Source organism: Calothrix sp. NIES-2100 (assembly GCF_963875285.1).
Classification (GTDB): Bacteria; Cyanobacteriota; Cyanobacteriia; order Cyanobacteriales; family Nostocaceae; genus Aulosira.
In genome coordinates this window covers 8,909,495-8,925,243 of sequence record NZ_CAWNLA010000001.1, presented here as the reverse complement: position 1 = coordinate 8,925,243, position 15,749 = coordinate 8,909,495, and the positions used below count along the sequence as shown (strand labels likewise).

General features: G+C 41.0%; 13 protein-coding genes and 1 tRNA gene. 4 read left to right on the top strand and 10 right to left on the bottom strand.

The features are described 5' to 3' along the window. Positions 1 to 181 precede the first annotated feature (181 nt). The 3 genes from AACU32_RS36405 to AACU32_RS36395 form a co-directional block, all read right to left on the bottom strand. Positions 182 to 1,261: a radical SAM/SPASM domain-containing protein gene (locus AACU32_RS36405; RefSeq protein ID WP_096607114.1), complete on the bottom strand. Its 1,080-nt coding sequence runs from the start codon at positions 1,259 to 1,261 to the stop codon at positions 182 to 184. 456 nt (positions 1,262 to 1,717) lie between these two features. Beyond that, positions 1,718 to 2,599 carry a CPBP family intramembrane glutamic endopeptidase gene (locus AACU32_RS36400; RefSeq protein WP_339378570.1) on the bottom strand — a complete coding sequence of 294 codons (882 nt, stop codon included), beginning with the start codon at positions 2,597 to 2,599 and terminating at the stop codon, positions 1,718 to 1,720. Positions 2,600 to 3,075: 476 nt separating this feature from the next. Next, on the bottom strand, positions 3,076 to 3,516 hold the full coding sequence (locus AACU32_RS36395) for an AbrB family transcriptional regulator (RefSeq protein WP_096607113.1): 441 nt from the start codon (positions 3,514 to 3,516) through the stop codon (positions 3,076 to 3,078). A 1,790-nt stretch (positions 3,517 to 5,306) separates the two neighbouring features. Here AACU32_RS36395 and AACU32_RS36390 point away from each other — a divergent pair. Further along, positions 5,307 to 6,314 (top strand): succinate dehydrogenase/fumarate reductase iron-sulfur subunit, encoded by a 1,008-nt coding sequence (locus AACU32_RS36390; RefSeq protein WP_096608334.1) that lies wholly within the window; start codon positions 5,307 to 5,309, stop codon positions 6,312 to 6,314. A gap of 108 nt (positions 6,315 to 6,422) precedes the next feature. Here AACU32_RS36390 and AACU32_RS36385 read toward each other — a convergent pair whose 3' ends face one another. The 4 genes from AACU32_RS36385 to psbX all read right to left on the bottom strand — a co-directional run bounded on the left by AACU32_RS36385 (position 6,423) and on the right by psbX (position 8,927). Continuing rightward, entirely contained in the window at positions 6,423 to 6,947 is a 525-nt protein-coding gene (locus AACU32_RS36385; protein WP_096607112.1) for a TolB family protein, read from the bottom strand. Between the two features lie 87 nt (positions 6,948 to 7,034). Continuing rightward, positions 7,035 to 7,604 (bottom strand): TolB family protein, encoded by a 570-nt coding sequence (locus AACU32_RS36380; RefSeq protein WP_096607111.1) that lies wholly within the window; start codon positions 7,602 to 7,604, stop codon positions 7,035 to 7,037. 37 nt (positions 7,605 to 7,641) lie between these two features. After that, positions 7,642 to 8,553, bottom strand: a complete 912-nt coding sequence (locus tag AACU32_RS36375; RefSeq protein ID WP_096607110.1) for a Ycf66 family protein — start codon at positions 8,551 to 8,553, stop codon at positions 7,642 to 7,644. 254 nt (positions 8,554 to 8,807) lie between these two features. Then, positions 8,808 to 8,927, bottom strand: coding sequence for a photosystem II reaction center X protein (gene psbX, locus AACU32_RS36370; RefSeq protein WP_096607109.1), 120 nt, complete (start codon positions 8,925 to 8,927; stop codon positions 8,808 to 8,810). 581 nt (positions 8,928 to 9,508) lie between these two features. Here psbX and AACU32_RS36365 point away from each other — a divergent pair. Then, the gene (locus AACU32_RS36365; protein WP_096607108.1) at positions 9,509 to 9,802 is read left to right on the top strand and encodes a YggT family protein; all 294 of its coding nucleotides are present in this window, start codon (positions 9,509 to 9,511) and stop codon (positions 9,800 to 9,802) included. A gap of 250 nt (positions 9,803 to 10,052) precedes the next feature. Here AACU32_RS36365 and accC read toward each other — a convergent pair whose 3' ends face one another. Next, positions 10,053 to 11,396: an acetyl-CoA carboxylase biotin carboxylase subunit gene (gene accC / locus AACU32_RS36360; protein ID WP_096607107.1), complete on the bottom strand. Its 1,344-nt coding sequence runs from the start codon at positions 11,394 to 11,396 to the stop codon at positions 10,053 to 10,055. 370 nt (positions 11,397 to 11,766) lie between these two features. Between accC and AACU32_RS36355 the strand changes: the two genes are divergently transcribed. Continuing rightward, positions 11,767 to 11,847: transfer RNA gene (locus tag AACU32_RS36355), tRNA-Leu, on the top strand. Positions 11,848 to 12,072: 225 nt separating this feature from the next. Then, a complete protein-coding gene (locus tag AACU32_RS36350) occupies positions 12,073 to 12,696 on the top strand; it encodes a chorismate lyase (protein WP_096607106.1) in 624 nt (207 codons plus the stop codon). Between the two features lie 69 nt (positions 12,697 to 12,765). On the opposite strand, the gene AACU32_RS36345 is transcribed toward AACU32_RS36350, so the two are convergent. Together AACU32_RS36345 and AACU32_RS36340 are read right to left on the bottom strand one after the other, a co-directional pair. Beyond that, on the bottom strand, positions 12,766 to 14,913 hold the full coding sequence (locus AACU32_RS36345; protein ID WP_096607105.1) for a peptidase domain-containing ABC transporter: 2,148 nt from the start codon (positions 14,911 to 14,913) through the stop codon (positions 12,766 to 12,768). 605 nt (positions 14,914 to 15,518) lie between these two features. Further along, the gene (locus AACU32_RS36340; RefSeq protein WP_096607104.1) at positions 15,519 to 15,746 is read right to left on the bottom strand and encodes a hypothetical protein; all 228 of its coding nucleotides are present in this window, start codon (positions 15,744 to 15,746) and stop codon (positions 15,519 to 15,521) included. Positions 15,747 to 15,749 lie beyond the last annotated feature (3 nt).

Below are 15,749 nucleotides of genomic sequence, written 5' to 3'. Positions count from 1 at the left end.
ATATCAATTAGGATTTTAATGGTATAGCTTAGGCGATCGCTTCTTTTTTCAGCATTGTTTCCCCCATACTGAGATTCGGATTTCCCTACCCTGAACCAAAAGAATAATTCACTTTTCTTAATGATCGCTGAGAATTGAAGCGAGAAATATGGCTACAATCAGACATTATCAGCAAATCAGATTAATCTTCACTCCAATGCTGCACCGTTTTAGAAATGCGGGTATTCCGTTTGCGGAGGTTGTAAATACTGATGTACCAAGTACAACGCTGACAGACATCTGGAAAATCACCCCTTTCGTGACGTTGAATTATTTCCTCAATACCTTTACCCGCCCAGATTTCTGCTAGTGTCGATTCTTTAAGGTCGCCGATAACTAATTCTGCTTCCACATCACGACAAGCACAGGCATTAACTTTACCATTAGCGAGGATGATTGGCTTCATATATAACAGTTCACAAGCACCTCGCTTGTAAGGCATAATTACTGGTTCTAGCCCGACTTGCTTGAGATCCTCATCTTTTACCTTTCCCGCCCAACTATCATAAGCAGTAATAAAGTCAATTTTAATTAGTTTTTGACTTTGCCAATGATTAAACTTTTCCCATACATCACCAGTCCATTTTGCTGGTGGACAACGTAAGGCGATCGTTAAAACAGTTGAGGAGCATAATTTTAACTTTTTCTCTACAAATGCTTCAATATTTTGGCTTACTAGATTAAATTGATCCACGCCCATGATTGTTTTGTAAGTCTCTCGGTCAAATCCTCCCCAAGACACATAAATATTTAATTTATCACCATAAGCAAGCAGCTTTTCACTAATTTGTGGCTTCATTAAAATCGCATTTGTGTAGAAGTAGAAGCCTTTAATTCCTGGAAGTTTATCTAAATAATTAAGTCTATCAAATAGGTGGCGATCTACAAAAGGATCGCCAACTATAGGTGTTAGGGAGACATATTGACCGCCCATTGCCACATATTCATCTATAATGCGCTGAAAGTCTTGCATTGGCATCGTTTCTTTTGCTCTTTCCATTTGTGGATAGGCGCAGAAAGTACACTTGGCATTACAAATATTAGTACCTTCAAGATGAAGATTTCTAGGCAGACGACGAATCAAATTTAATTCTGATTGAATTTTCTGCCGTCGAAAGTGAAAATGATACTCGGTCGAGATTGTATCGAGCCAATATTCAATTTTAGGCTTTAGTAAACGTTTCCAGTTTTGAGGTAATAAACTTTTAATTTTATTAAGCATTATGTATACCTAAAATATTTAATTAATTTAATAATTTTAATATAAGTATTTAACATTTTATAAATAATCTCGATATCAATCAATAAAGTTCAGTTAGCCTTAATGCTCAAGGGCGCAGGCTTAGATAAAAATATTGAGATATAAAGATACAATCCAAAAATATTTCCAGCCAAATTTTCTCCACCAAACTGTCACGAGCGAAGATTATTTAATATTTACCTAGTAAGAAAACAAGCCTATTGTAACTGAAGACACCAAGACCAATCCTCAGGGAAATTAAGTAATTTATTTCTAATTGATTAGATTTCAGTAATATCCTGTATTTTCGTTGCTGGCACACTTGTCAAAAAATACAGGATAACAATAAACTGCTACGTTATTATACTGATGGATTTTGTGGCTGTAAGCATCCATGACTAGCGATCGCAGTTCTCACCTTCACTCGCTAACAATTACTCAGTAATTAACATTCCTCCAGCCAGAAAATAACCAGAGAATCGCCCCAGCCAAAAGCACACAGACAATTCCGGCTACACCAGCTAGGGGTTTTTTGTTCTTACCTGTAAACCATTCCGAAGCTTTACCTGTGTAAGTAATTAGTTCGGCTGTGTCTAAAGTAGCGATCGCCCATATCCATCCGGCGTGTAATCCCCAAGCTATACCCAAATTACCGCGATCGGCAAACCTCGCCAGTACAAGTACCATCCCCATCAGCCACAGTCCGGGAAGTTGGGGAATAGTTTCGCGTTGTTCCCAAACTAGGTGCAGCAGGGCAAAAATCAAGCTAGAAATTACAGCGGCTAACCAAATTGGATATTCTCGATTTAACTCAGTGAATAAGAAACCCCGAAAAATTAACTCTTCTATAGCACCTACTAATAAAGCTATCAATGGAATTGGTAGCAAGTTGGCTAGGACTAGCTTGTGATTCTGTTCTTGCCATTGGCACCAACCTAGCAAGAATTGCAAAGCAAACACAACAGCTAAGCTAATCACTCCCAAGCTAAAGCCTAGAAGTAAAGAACTCAAAATTGAAATCTCACCAATAAAGCCGTAATCAGCAAAGGATCTCAACCCTAACCGACTCATTCCCCATAAAATCAACGGTGCTAATAGGTAGAGAGGTATTAATAAGGGTAACTTTTGCTCTGGTTGTAAAGTTTTATGAGGTTGCCATTTAAGTGCGATCGCTATTACTACTGCTATCGGTAACCAGCACAATACCCAAACGATAAAAAAAGCCATCACTACAACTAATACTGGTGCATCTTTGAGAAATACCAGTAAGGTGTCGGCTGATGGCTTCAGGAATGTGATCAAAATAGGCACAAAAAACACGACTAACTTCTTGCAACAATAGATTTCTTGCTTATTAATCAAGACTCTACTAGATTTAGTGACTTCTGCAAGAGGTCTAATCGTATTTTTGGGATGCGACAAATTATCCAAGGACAGTCGCCAGTTTGTTGTATTCGTAGAGATAAGTGATTGAGCATGAGCTTTCAACCTATCCCTATCAAAAACACAACTTACTGCTATACAGAAATTGACTAAACTTGTTTCAAGCTAGTCATTCAACTAAAGAACACTTGATAGGTTATCCTTCTTGCTTCAATCTAGCGTGTTGGCTCTTTCTGGTTAACAAGCGTAACTGCGGGTGATCTCACCCTACAAGTGCCAAATGCTAGTCAGGTAGTCAGAAACTTTGAGTTATTACGTAACTAAAGTTCACTAACTTTTTCTAAAGTTAGTCTTGCTTTGCGCAATTTTGACTAACTTTCACCAATTGTGAAGAAGTGTTTGCCTATTTAGTATTACTCTTCGTCTTCTAGATCTTCATCGTCTACTTCGTCAACGTCTAAATCTGACGCAGTTAATTTTTTGTCAGCTTCACCAAGTTGAATCAAGTGAATATGCTTGTATCCCAACCTAATTTCAAATTCATCACCTGGCTTTAAGCCCATTGCTTTGGTGTATGTAGCACCAATCACAATTTGACCATTTTGATGGACGCTAACTCGATATGTCGGTTCGCGACCCCGGCCATCTTTGGGTGCTTCTGGACTCAGAGGAATTCCTCTAGCCGATAGCAATGCGTCATAAAAATCGGTGAGATTGACACGAACTTGATTATTCTTGGTGACCGTGTAATAGCCGCACTGCTTTGCTCGTTCTCGACGTGGTAAATTGGAAAGCTCTTTTACTTTAGCAAGCAATGCTTTTCCGGTTAATGGTGCGGTTGCAGTTTCAGTCATTATGCTCAAAATTTCCTTACTTTCTCCAAACTAATAAACGATCTCATCTTGTACCAGCATTTAGCCTTTTAGCATCTGCACAGAGCTACTCTGGTCACTAATCTGTGGGTAAATTCCTGCTGCTATGGGTAAGCCCAAGCGCCTCTATTATGGTTACCCACAAAAGATTAGAGTTCATGCGATCGCATGGGTCAATTTTGGTGATTTTACGTCACTTTTAACCATGATTCGCCAACGAAAATGAAATTATTTTTTCTTTTGGCGCTAATGTAGCGGTGTAACTTTAAGCCACCTTTACAAATTATGTGGGTTCTACTGCAAATAAGTCCAAGAGACCAATAAATTGCAGATCTTCCACTGTCAGTGCTTGTCTATGTTGCCTTTGAGTTATAGGGTTTACCCTAATATTACTCTTGGGCTTCAGACAGCATGAGATTTGATTATGGTCATACAGGCATACACCCTTTTGCCCTGCTAGTAGAGACGTAAAATTTCTTGTCTCTACATTACGAAATCAACAAAGCAGTAGTAGCCGCGCTTGTACGGCTATTGATACTGGTTTGGTTACTGCGTAATTTTATATTAAATACTAGCATGGACTAATAATAGCAAAATTGTTGTTTTATTTAGAATTAAATTTGCTGGTAAATTTTTATTTAAATCTCCTAGCTCCAGGAAGTAAAAAACGGTGAGGATTTTTCTGGTGCTTGATGGGGGTGATGAGGATTGTAGCAGTGCTTTTCTCAAAATTCCGCTTTCTTTAGACTACTAGTTTTGACAGGTGAGTTCATCGAAGATTTGCTTGATTGTGAGGAGACAAAAATTAATGAGGATTTTTCTGGTGCTGTTAGCCAACAGACAAAAAGCGGACAGAGTATTCTTGAGGTCTGTCTTGGGGAAGAATCAGTTTTTCTACATCTGTCTATTGCATTATTGCCAATACTAGATGTTGATTATCGCTTTCACACTTCTCCATAAACAAAAGTTCGCAATTCATAACCTTTTGAGGTATCCTTGGCAGGAGGTCTTGACTGTTGTTGACATCAAGATGTAGTGCAACCCTCAGGTAGATTTAATTTTAAGACTTAAGCAACTGACTCAATAAATCAGGGTTAGGGTTGTCATAAGTCCATAGTCAGGAGGGGCGGGTTTTGTGAGATATTGACTCTCGAAAAAACAGATGTCGGTTAAACCTGCCCGTACAATAGTCAAGAGTTGAGAATTTCTTGACGATTGACTAGGGACGCGCTGACACGGAAGGAAGATCAGGAAGACAAGGAAGATAAATGTCAAATGACTAATGACCATTGACTAATGACCATTGACAAAATATTGCCCGCCTTACCCCGAAAACTCAACTTTTAATGGTTATCCTGAAACTAGTACATCTGATAAGTAAGTCAAAAGTCAAACGACTTTGACGTTCAGCTTTTGTCAGGTTTTAAATGCTAGGCTGATTGACATGCCCGTCGTCCTAGTACCTTTGTGCGGAAATTAAAATATCCTCAGGGAAGCTACCCCAGGGTTGTCTACAAAATTCATCATACTTTGGGATAAGCCAGCTAGAGGGAGACGACAAAAATCTTATATTTTAGTCTTTTGAGGGATTTTTGGGTATTACTCTATTTCTAGAGTGCTGTACTAGAATCAATAGGTCTTTAATCATCAGCCTATTAACAGCTAGCTGGAATAAAGGGCAAAAAGAGTATAGCTCATTTTTAGGAGTAACCTGTCTGGAGTTGAGATTTCAAAAGATGGGTAGAAAAATTTCAAAATTTGGGTTGGTAATAATGGAAGTTCGTTTTCAGGTTATTCGACAGCAACAAAATTCTTCTCCTGTTTTTCAAACTTACCTTTTGGAGGTAGAACCAGGCAATACAATCTTGGATTGTCTCAATCGCATTAAATGGGAGCAAGATGGCAGTTTAGCGTATCGCAAAAATTGTCGCAATACAATTTGTGGCAGCTGCGCTATGAGAATTAATGGGCGATCGGCTTTAGCTTGTAAGGAAAATGTTGGCAGTGAAATTGCCAGATTACAAAAGACCCGATCGCCATCCGGTGAGGAAAATACTATTCCCGAAATCACGATCGCACCTCTGGGGAATATGCCCGTCATTAAGGATTTGGTCGTGGATATGAGCAGTTTCTGGAATAATTTAGAGGCGGTGACTCCTTATGTGAGTACAGCTTCGCGACAAATTCCCGAAAGAGAATTTTTGCAAACCCCCCAAGAGCGATCGCTTCTCGATCAAACTGGTAATTGTATTATGTGTGGTGCTTGCTACTCAGAATGCAATGCCCGGGAAGTGAATCCAGATTTTGTCGGGCCCCATGCTCTCGCCAAAGCTTACCGGATGGTAGCAGACTCCCGCGACCAAGAAACTGAAAAACGTATAGAAAACTATAACGAAGGAACTAAAGGAGTTTGGGGTTGTACCCGTTGTTTATACTGTGATTCTGTTTGTCCGATGGAGGTAGCACCACTAGAGCAAATCACCAAAATTAAACAAGAAATTCTCAAGCTAAAACAAGCCAGCGATGGTCGCTCAATTCGTCACCGAAAAGTATTGGTCGATTTGGTGAAAGAAGGAGGTTGGGTTGATGAACGTAAATTTGGTTTACACGTCGTGGGAAATTATTTCCGCGATTTGCGAGGATTACTCAGTTTGGCTCCCCTAGGTTTGAGAATGATCTCTAAAGGTAAATTCCCACTTTCCTTTGAATCTTCCGAAGGTACGCAACAAGTGCGATCGCTCATTGAAGCTGTGCAGGCTTTAGGGGCTAAGGACTCTTAAGATGAGGGAGATGAGGGAGTGTGGGGAGTTTTCTTCCCCATCTCTTCCCAATGCCCAATTCCCAATGCCCAATGCCCAATGCCCAATGCCCAATGCCCCTTGACTTCTTTACCTAGGATCTTGAGGTATATTTAATGGTCGTCCAAAACGGTCATAAACTAAAATATCCCACTGCCCATTATTAGTAGATTCAAAAGCAATCCTAGTACCATCAGCGCTAATCGTGGGATTGCGGACTTCTGCTTGCAGATTAGCAGTTAAATTCCGCGATTGGCGTGTTTCCTTGTCGTAGAGGAAAATAGCCGATCGCCCTTGACGGCTGGCGGCGAAAACTACATAACGACCATCTTCAGAAACACTGGGATGAGAAGCGATCGTATCTAAGGAATTTAAACCTGGCAAATCAACCAAATTGGCAGTTATGCGATCAAATAAGTAAACATCTTGGCTGCCCCGTCTATCACTAGTAAAAACAATATATCTACCAGCAATTTGGGGATTTAATTCCGACGCTAAACTGTTGAGGCTGCGACCTCCGGGATCGAAAGGATAACTCAACAGGCGGGGATAGCCAAAACAGCCAGTCAATAAACTTGAGCAGGCAATTACAGATATAAATATAGATTTTTTCATATGTTAGTCATTAGTCATTAGTAAATCGTAAATATTCTAGTAACTAATAACTCACAATTTCTTCTGATTTTTACTTCTTATTTTTATTTATGGTGCTGTGGGTGGTGGAGCGACGGTTGCACCATTGGGAAGATCCAACTCAATATTTGGCCCCCGGTCTAAGACTTCAATGTCCCACTGACCGCGACTAGCGGTTTCAAAAACAACATAACGTCCGTCTGGGCTGATAGCTGGTTTTCGCACCCAGCCCCGATAAATTGGGGTGATAATTTGTGACTGTTGGATAGCGCGATCGTAAAGTGCTACCACTGGTCTACCTTGGTCGCTAGTTAGATAAACAATGTAACGTCCTGTGTAGCTCAAGCTGGGACTTTCGGCAATTGTCTGGGGTCGGTTTAAGCCAGGGGTGCCCATAAAACTTTGCCGCTCTAAATCGTACACCAAAATTTGGTGACTACCATTACGATTAGAAACAAACGCTAAAAAGCGCCCATTTCCACTCAAAGTCGGTTGCTCTTCTGTATAACGACTATTGAGGGACGTAGGCCCAATAGGAATATCGCTGGAACTACAAGATACAAGCACACTCGTCAAGCTAAAAACTAGGCTCCAATGAATTGGTCTTTGGAGCCAAAATACTGATGTAAATTTTTTCACCTCAACCGTTTTCCATTGCCCTTGACTGTTTTAAACGTCATCTATCATCAAAATTGCTGGAATCATCAGAATTATCATCTAGTCTTTCAATCGGTTTGTATTCTACGTAATCAGTTGGTATCGCCTCATCATCCTCACGTTCTCTGCGAGGAGTCGAGTCAGTGGGTGGACGGCGTCTTCTCGGTCTGGGGGTGACATCTTCATCACGAGTTTCTGGTCGTGAAGGTGCATTATTACCACGGCGAGAAGATTTTCTGACTTGTCCTCCCGAACTGTCCCAATCATCAACTTCTTTCGCAGCAGAACCCCAATCTTCTTCTGGGAACTTCTCAGAGGAACGATTTCCAGAACGCCCAGAAGTGCGGTTGCGACTTTTGTCCCCGGATTCTTGCCTGTCATTACTATTACGACGTTCTGAACGCCGGGGTGGTTGATCCTCATAATAATCATCACGAGATGAGCGATCGTCCCTGCTAGCCCGAATCCTTGGACGCACCGGGCGTTCTTCCTCTTCTTCATAAGGCAAAGGTTCGTAATCGTCATCCACTTCAGCCTGGTATGGCGATCGCCGCTTATTATAAGAATATTTGTTACTTACTGGACGGTCTTCATCCACAATTGGAGTGTTACGCTTGGCTTGCTGAGTCGCAATACTACGCAAGCGAATACTTTCAACCGCAAAAAATACAGTTGTGCCGACTAAAAGTAGCTGACCAAATTGCAAAATAGGGTCTAGTCGCCAACCTTGGAAAATTAAAATAAAGCCACAAAGTAAGCCTACCGCTGCAAAAAAGATATCTTGATCTCGTGACAGTTCGGGACGCACAGTCCGCAAAAAATACAGTGCTGCCCCAGCCACAGCCAGGAAAATTCCTAAAATACTGGCTGAGTTTGTCCCAAAATTTACCTGAGCCAGAATACTGGCTGAGTTCAGCCCAAAATTTATCATTGATCTTTTCCCAATATCAAATCTATGTTAGCGAGTCACAATTAAAATCACTACTCTAATTAGGCTCAATATATTGAAGCTTCAAAGCATCAGGTAAAGAAGCTTTGAAGCTGTCCACCGCAAGCTAAAAAATTTTTTGTCTGTCAGCTAAGTATACCCTGTCCTCTCAAAAGAGGAATTGCTGCTCTGGCTGCAATTAGGTAGTATAGCCAACAGACAAGCGGTTATCAGAGTCAGACTGACTCCCGCAAAGATTATGAACGCTGGATTTTATCTTTTTGGCTAATGAAAATCAACCCAACTGTCGCAGGAATCACGACAATCAAAGAACCCCAAAATAGACTCCAAAGAAAATTTGCTAAAGCAGGTGTCATCTAAAAATCCTCCGGGAAGTTGGAAACTAAGGATTAGAAATCCAAAAGAGAAAAACAGACAAGGGCAATTTTAATTGCCGTCGTTAAAAGCAGAGTTTTTATGCGATAAGCCAGGAACTTTGCAAAACCCATGTATATATCCCTTCGCCACTGACTGCCAGAGAGGTTAAAAACTAGGGAGCATTCTTAACGTCTTTTGGGCTACCACGTCCAGACAGTCAGTTTTCCTCACTTCGGACAGGCTAGACACTGTTTTAGTCTCAGATTAAGAAGTTGGTGAGGCTTCCGCTTCCAAGCCCCATGTCTTTAGACCGGGGTTAGTGACAGTTCTCAACCTTTTGTTACATACTTCATATTAATTCTAATGGTGTATCACTTCCTTGAGAAGCCTCAAATCATCAACCAAAAAATGACCACTGCCTTCACTAATCTTTATGTGAACTGAAGCGAGCGTATTTGCTTTTCCATCCATGAGAGGAAATGACAGCATTTGGTTAAAATTATAGAGAGTGCTTTACAAAGCTTAAAATTTTTGGCTCTGCCTAGGTTTTTTCTGCGTTTACAGATGGTACTTCAAACCAATGACTGGTGTTAACCTGACTACTTGGATTCTCAATCCTGTATTGGGATTGATGATATTTTTGTTTATTTTTCGCATCATTCTCACTTGGTATCCGCAAGTGGATCTAAATCGGTTCCCCATTAATCTCATAGCTTGGCCGACCGAACCCTTTTTAGCGCTGTTGCGAAAGCTAGTCCCACCCATCGGTGGAGTAGATATTACCCCGATTATTTGGGTCGGGATTTTCAGTTTGTTACGAGAAATTCTCCTTGGTCAGCAAGGATTACTGACCATGTTGTCACGGGTGAGTTAGGGAAAGGGGCATTGGGCATTGGGCATTGGGCATTGGGCATTTCTTATTTATCTCCCTTGTCCCCCTAGCCCCTAGGGCGTGTCTTCAAAGTATCGAATGCAACTACATAAGGCTGACAACGGGACAATGGGACGCGGCGACGCGGTGAAAATTTGTTCAAAAAGCTCTCCGCGTCACCGCGTCTCCCCCTCTCCCCCTCCTCCCCTTATTCAAGAAATGAGTTTGAAAACACGCCCTAGCCCCTAGCCCCTTAGCTTTTCAACTCCTGCACGAAATTAGTGTAAACATTACCCTGCAAAAACTGTGGGGTTTCCATAATTTTTTGATGGAAGCCAATAGTTGTAGGTAGTCCGGTGATGGCACATTCCCGTAACGCCCGTTTCATGCGGTTAATTGCAGTGGGACGATCCGCTCCCCAAACAATTAACTTACCAATTAGGGAATCATAATAGGGAGGTATTTGGTAATCGGTGTAGACGTGGGAATCAATGCGGACACCAGGGCCCCCTGGTGGGAGATAACCACTGATACGTCCCGGCGAAGGGCGAAAATCGTGATCGGGGTCTTCGGCATTAATCCGGCATTCAATGGCATGACCTCGTAAAACTACTTGGTCTTGAGTCAACTTGAGTCTTTCTCCTTGGGCAATGCGGATTTGTTCCGCTACCAAGTCTACTCCTGTAATCATCTCTGTTACGGGATGCTCAACTTGAATCCGGGTATTCATTTCCATAAAGTAGAATTTACCGGATTTATCCAAAAGAAATTCGATAGTGCCTGCCCCAGTGTAGTTAATAAATTGGGCAGCTTTCACCGCAGCTTGTCCCATTTTCTCTCGCAGGTCTGAGTCGAGGGCAGGGCTGGGAGCTTCTTCTAAAAGCTTTTGATTACGTCGCTGAATTGAGCAATCACGTTCACCTAAATGGATCACGTTGCCATAATTATCTGCCAAAATTTGAAATTCAATATGGCGTGGACGCTCAATAAATTTTTCTATATAAACGCCGGAATTACCAAAGGCTGCACCTGCTTCTCCTTGCGCTGCTAGAAAGAGTTTGACGAAGTCGCTTTCACAAGTTACTAGACGCATACCCCGACCACCGCCACCGGCTGTGGCTTTGATCATAACTGGATAGCCAATATCTTTGGCTAGTGCTAATCCTTCTTGCTCAGACTCTACCAAACCGTCACTACCAGGTACTGTAGGGACTCCCGCCTTTTGCATGGTTTCTTTGGCGGTGGATTTATCGCCCATTAAGCGTATAGCTTCGGGGGTTGGGCCAATAAAAGCAATATGATGGTCGGCACAAATTTCGGCAAACCGGGCATTTTCTGCTAAGAAGCCATATCCAGGATGAATGGCGCTGGCATTACGCGTTAAGGCGGCAGCAATAATATTGGGAATATTCAAATAACTTTTACTGCTGGCTGGTTCGCCAATACAAACGGCTTCATCGGCAAGTTGGACGTGTAGAGCATTACGGTCAACAGTGGAGTGAACGGCTACTGTTGCAATTCCCATTTCTTCACAGGCGCGGAGAATACGAAGGGCGATTTCTCCCCGATTGGCAATTAATATTTTGTCAAACTTCATTTTTTAGCTTCGATATCTGTACCAGTAGATTGACATTCTCTCCCATTCAACTTGCAACAATGCTTTCCGCCTTATTTCAAATTATGACAGGAGATTCCCCAACCTCTTCCCAAGAAGGGTGTATCAACCCTCAGGGCAGTTTCCCAAAGGGTAGGATTTGGCTGAGAGTGCCTACGGGGTTTAACTAGATTAACAATATTGCTACTGTTAGTCTCTTACATTCACCCAAACTAGGTTTTTGCAAGCGTATCCTGCACCCACGTTGGCTATACCCCTTTAATATCTCTCGTGTTGTGACTATATTTCTGTCAGTCTAGTATCCACTGGCAGAAAATTTATGCTATATTCTAAATTCAGTGATAAAACCTGTGCGGATGTGGCGGAATTGGTATACGCGCACGCTTGAGGTGCGTGTGGCTTTGCCTTGCGAGTTCGAGTCTCGCCATCCGCATTTTTTCAGTGAATAGTTCAAAGTTTAAGGTCAATAGTCAAGGGTCAAAAACCGGAGGCTATTGACTTTTGCTATGGGATGTCATTTGTCATTGGTCATTGGTCATTGGTCAGTGGTCAGTGGTTTTGACTGTGGACTATGGACTGTGGACTCTTGACTATGGACTATGGACTATTGACGATTGACAAGCCTATTATAGAAATAGATGAACTTTTGTAAAGAACATTGACTGCTATTTTTAGACCGACAAACAACTTAACATTGCCAGCAGCATGGCATCGTCTGACTCCGATTTGGCAAGGTGGGGAGGATGTAATTAAGCAAAGTTTGCCTCACACACAGCTTGCACCTGCTTGGCAATTACTACTTTTGGGTGATGGCTCACCAACGCGCCATTTAGAATTGCTCACAGGTGAGCCAACGGAAGTGGATGTAATTGATATGTCATTAATTGGGATGGATTCTGATGCTGCTCCCGATTTAATTCAAGTTGTCCCAGGCCCGAGACTGAGGCGACAGGTTTGGCTGCGGACTGCTTCTGGTCAGCGATTGGCATATGCTACTTCTTGGTGGGAAGCTAGCCATGTAGATGAGTATTTGCAAAACCGTTCATTACCGATTTGGGCTAGTTTAGCGCGTCTGCGGACGGAGTTGTATCGGGATGTACAGGGGATTTACTATGGCTCCTCGCCTGCTTTAGAGTCTGGTTTTGAGGTGAGTGGACCTTTTTGGGGTCGCCATTATTTGTTTTGGCATCATGGACAGCCTTTGACATTAATATACGAAGTTTTTTCGCCTTATTTAACTAAATACTTAGGCCCTACCCAGCTAAGTTCTAGCGATCGCTAATAAACTACAATTACACTTATCAGGTTTTTCTGAGATATGTAAAACCAGCTTCAACCAAAGTCAGTATAATCACGGAGTGAGAAAATCTAAATGGTCGCCTGGTAAGGAACGTAACTCATCTACCTTTCCTTCCATTTTTAATTTTCCCTTTTCCAAAAAAACAATCCAGTCAGCACGCTCAATCACCCTAGGACGGTGGCTGATGATAATTGTAGTTTTGCCGATTCTGTAAAATAAAAGTTTATCTAAAACTTCTGATTCGCTGCTGGGGTCAAGTCCGGCTGTAGATTCATCTAAAATTAGTATAGGTGGATTATGGACTATGGCGCGTGCTAGTGCTAGTCTTTGTCTTTGTCCACCGGAAATATTAGCGCCAAATTCTCCTAACACTGTTTGATATGTGTCTGGTAACTTACTAATAAATTCGTCAGCAAGGGTAATCTGACAGGCGTTGACAATTTCTTCAAAACTGACATTTGGAGAACCTAAGCGGAAGTTTTCAATAATTGAGCGACTCCAAAAATGAGCATCTTGCGGGACGAGAACTACTTGTTTTCGTAAAGATTCTAAAGATAAATCTTGCTGATTATAAACGCCATAGCGGATATTGCCAGATTGAACTGTATGTAACCCGGCAATTAATTTTGCTAAGGTACTTTTGCCACAACCTGATTTGCCAATTAAGGCAATAACTTGACCACCAGGAATGGTGACTGAAAAATCTTCTAATAAGTCTACCCTACCAGCATAATAAAAATTTAATTTGCTACAAATAATATCTGTATTATCAGGAATATTTGCCCAAGGTTTCTGTGTCTCTGGAGAAGATTCAGGGGTACTGTTAATAACTTCTTGGATACGGGTATTAGCAGTTTGTACCTCGGCAAATTCATCCACAATACCGATAATAAAACTAAATAACCCAGTGACATTAGCAGTCAAGCTAGCAAATGCCAGTAATTGACCTATGGTTAATTCTTTACTAATAACAAGTTGACTACCGAGTAATAATAAAATTGTACTACCAATATTATTAACTAGCCCAGAAAATTTTTGATTAATGATTTGAATTTGGATTGTTGTTAAAGATAATTTAGTCAAGCGGCTAAAACGGCTTTGTAATTCTTCCCAAAACTGTGCCGCAGCGGTAGTAGTTTTCAGGGTTAATGCACCTTTAAAAATTTCTACTAACACACCTTGATTTTCGGCATCCAAAACCATATATTTCCGGATTTTTTGCTGGACAATAGGTAGAAATGCTATTGTACTGATGCTCATTAAAGCCGCAATTAATAGAGAAAATAAGGATAATTTCCAACTGTAATAAAACATCAAACATAAGCAAACTATTGCCATAAACAATCTGGTTGGAAAACCAATTACGCCTTGGGCAATAAAACTATTAATTTTCTCAATATCTCTGAGTCTGCTGGCTACTTCTCCACTACGACGAGCTTCATAGTATTTCAAAGGTAAATTTAAGATTTTTTGTCCAAATTCTAACATCAGCTTTAACTGAAAGCGTTGGGCAAAATTAGCAATCAGCATATTTTGCACTAACTCTAAGCTGGCGTTGACAAAGTGCATGACAATTACTGCTAATACTAGAGAGATTAGCAAATCAGCATCACCCCGCACTAAAACATCATCAGTGAGAATTTGTATCAGGAAAGGAGAGGCTAAAGACAATAAGCCAATTAATTGGGAAATCACCAAGGCTTCTAGAATCAGACCTCGGTATGGCAAGATACCCTGAATAACCTTTTCAAAATTATTAAGTTTGTCATCGGGTTCTGCAAAAAAACGATTTGCATCTGGTTGGAGTAATAACACGACTCCATTTTGCCAACCTTCAATGAGTTCCTGCTGAGACAGATAACGAATACCTATTGCGGGGTCGCCAATAATATATTGTTTACCACGCTGACCATACAAAACTACCCAATGATATCCTTGCCAATGGATAATCGCAGGTAGTGGCATTTTTGACAGTTTTTTGAGAAAATTATCTGATGCTTTACCAGTTCGAGTATAAAGACCTAAAGCTTCTGTTCCACGTCTTAAACCTAACAAAGTAGTTCCCAGTTGACCGCTACCTATGGACTCGCGGATACGGTTAATAGATAAATTACGCCCATAAAATTTGAGAATAGAAGCAACACAAGCCGCCCCACAGTCTTCTTCACTGTGCTGTATCACAACTGGGTATTTCTTCATAGATGAAAATTATTTTTTATGTGGCGATTGATACTAAAAATTAAATGATTATATAGCTGTTATATTTGATCTGCGAATTTTTCATGTCAGGCTTTTAACTTGAGTGTGGTTGATACAGAGAGCAGGAAGACAGAAGCATTCAACAGACAGGTTTTTTCACTGCCTCAATGAATGCAGTAAACTGTCTTCTCTAACCGTAGGCTCGTTTTTTGAAAGTGGATTTTAATGAATTGTGATTAATAAATTTTTATTTTTAATATTTCAGAATCCAAAACCTAAAGTAATTAAAGTAATCAAGGCATGAGCTGGCTGTAAATATTAGCTAAAAATATAGCTTTTACAACCAGCTAATGCTATGGTATGCATAAGCCATTAAATGACTAAGGCGATATAGAGTGCGGCTATCCCTATTAGCCGCATTTCTACATTAAAGCTGATGCTAACCATTTTTAATTACACCCAAGCAACGATTGGGACTGCTAAATAACAAAACATCCAAAGTTATTTCTTGTGGGATGGTGTTGTTGCCTGTCAAAGGTAAGAAGGAGGCAAGATGCCCGCACCACAAGGTTAGATAATTGATGTTTGCTATCTCCTTGCTTTGATTAATAGCAAGATGTTGGTTTTGGAGGCTCACATACAGGTGGTGGAGGTGGGCATACAGGTTTTGGAGGTGGACAGGGCGCTACATATTTTTTTGGCGCACACCAACTCAAAAGCGCAACCAGTAAACCTAAAGTACCACCGGAAATTGTTGATTGATTTTCATCAGACAAATCAGATAAGCAGCTTTCATCAATAGAAAGCAATTGATTTTCAGAGTTGATCATCATGAT

Coding starts and splice junctions, on each gene's coding strand:
- AACU32_RS36405 (WP_096607114.1), bottom strand. CDS start 1,261: ATGCTTAATAAAATTAAAAGTTTATTACCTCAAAACTGGAAACGTTTA.
- AACU32_RS36395 (WP_096607113.1), bottom strand. CDS start 3,516: ATGACTGAAACTGCAACCGCACCATTAACCGGAAAAGCATTGCTTGCT.
- AACU32_RS36390 (WP_096608334.1), top strand. CDS start 5,307: ATGGAAGTTCGTTTTCAGGTTATTCGACAGCAACAAAATTCTTCTCCT.
- AACU32_RS36385 (WP_096607112.1), bottom strand. CDS start 6,947: ATGAAAAAATCTATATTTATATCTGTAATTGCCTGCTCAAGTTTATTG.
- AACU32_RS36375 (WP_096607110.1), bottom strand. CDS start 8,553: ATGATAAATTTTGGGCTGAACTCAGCCAGTATTCTGGCTCAGGTAAAT.
- psbX (WP_096607109.1), bottom strand. CDS start 8,927: ATGACACCTGCTTTAGCAAATTTTCTTTGGAGTCTATTTTGGGGTTCT.
- AACU32_RS36365 (WP_096607108.1), top strand. CDS start 9,509: ATGACTGGTGTTAACCTGACTACTTGGATTCTCAATCCTGTATTGGGA.
- accC (WP_096607107.1), bottom strand. CDS start 11,396: ATGAAGTTTGACAAAATATTAATTGCCAATCGGGGAGAAATCGCCCTT.
- AACU32_RS36345 (WP_096607105.1), bottom strand. CDS start 14,913: ATGAAGAAATACCCAGTTGTGATACAGCACAGTGAAGAAGACTGTGGG.
- AACU32_RS36340 (WP_096607104.1), bottom strand. CDS start 15,746: ATGATGATCAACTCTGAAAATCAATTGCTTTCTATTGATGAAAGCTGC.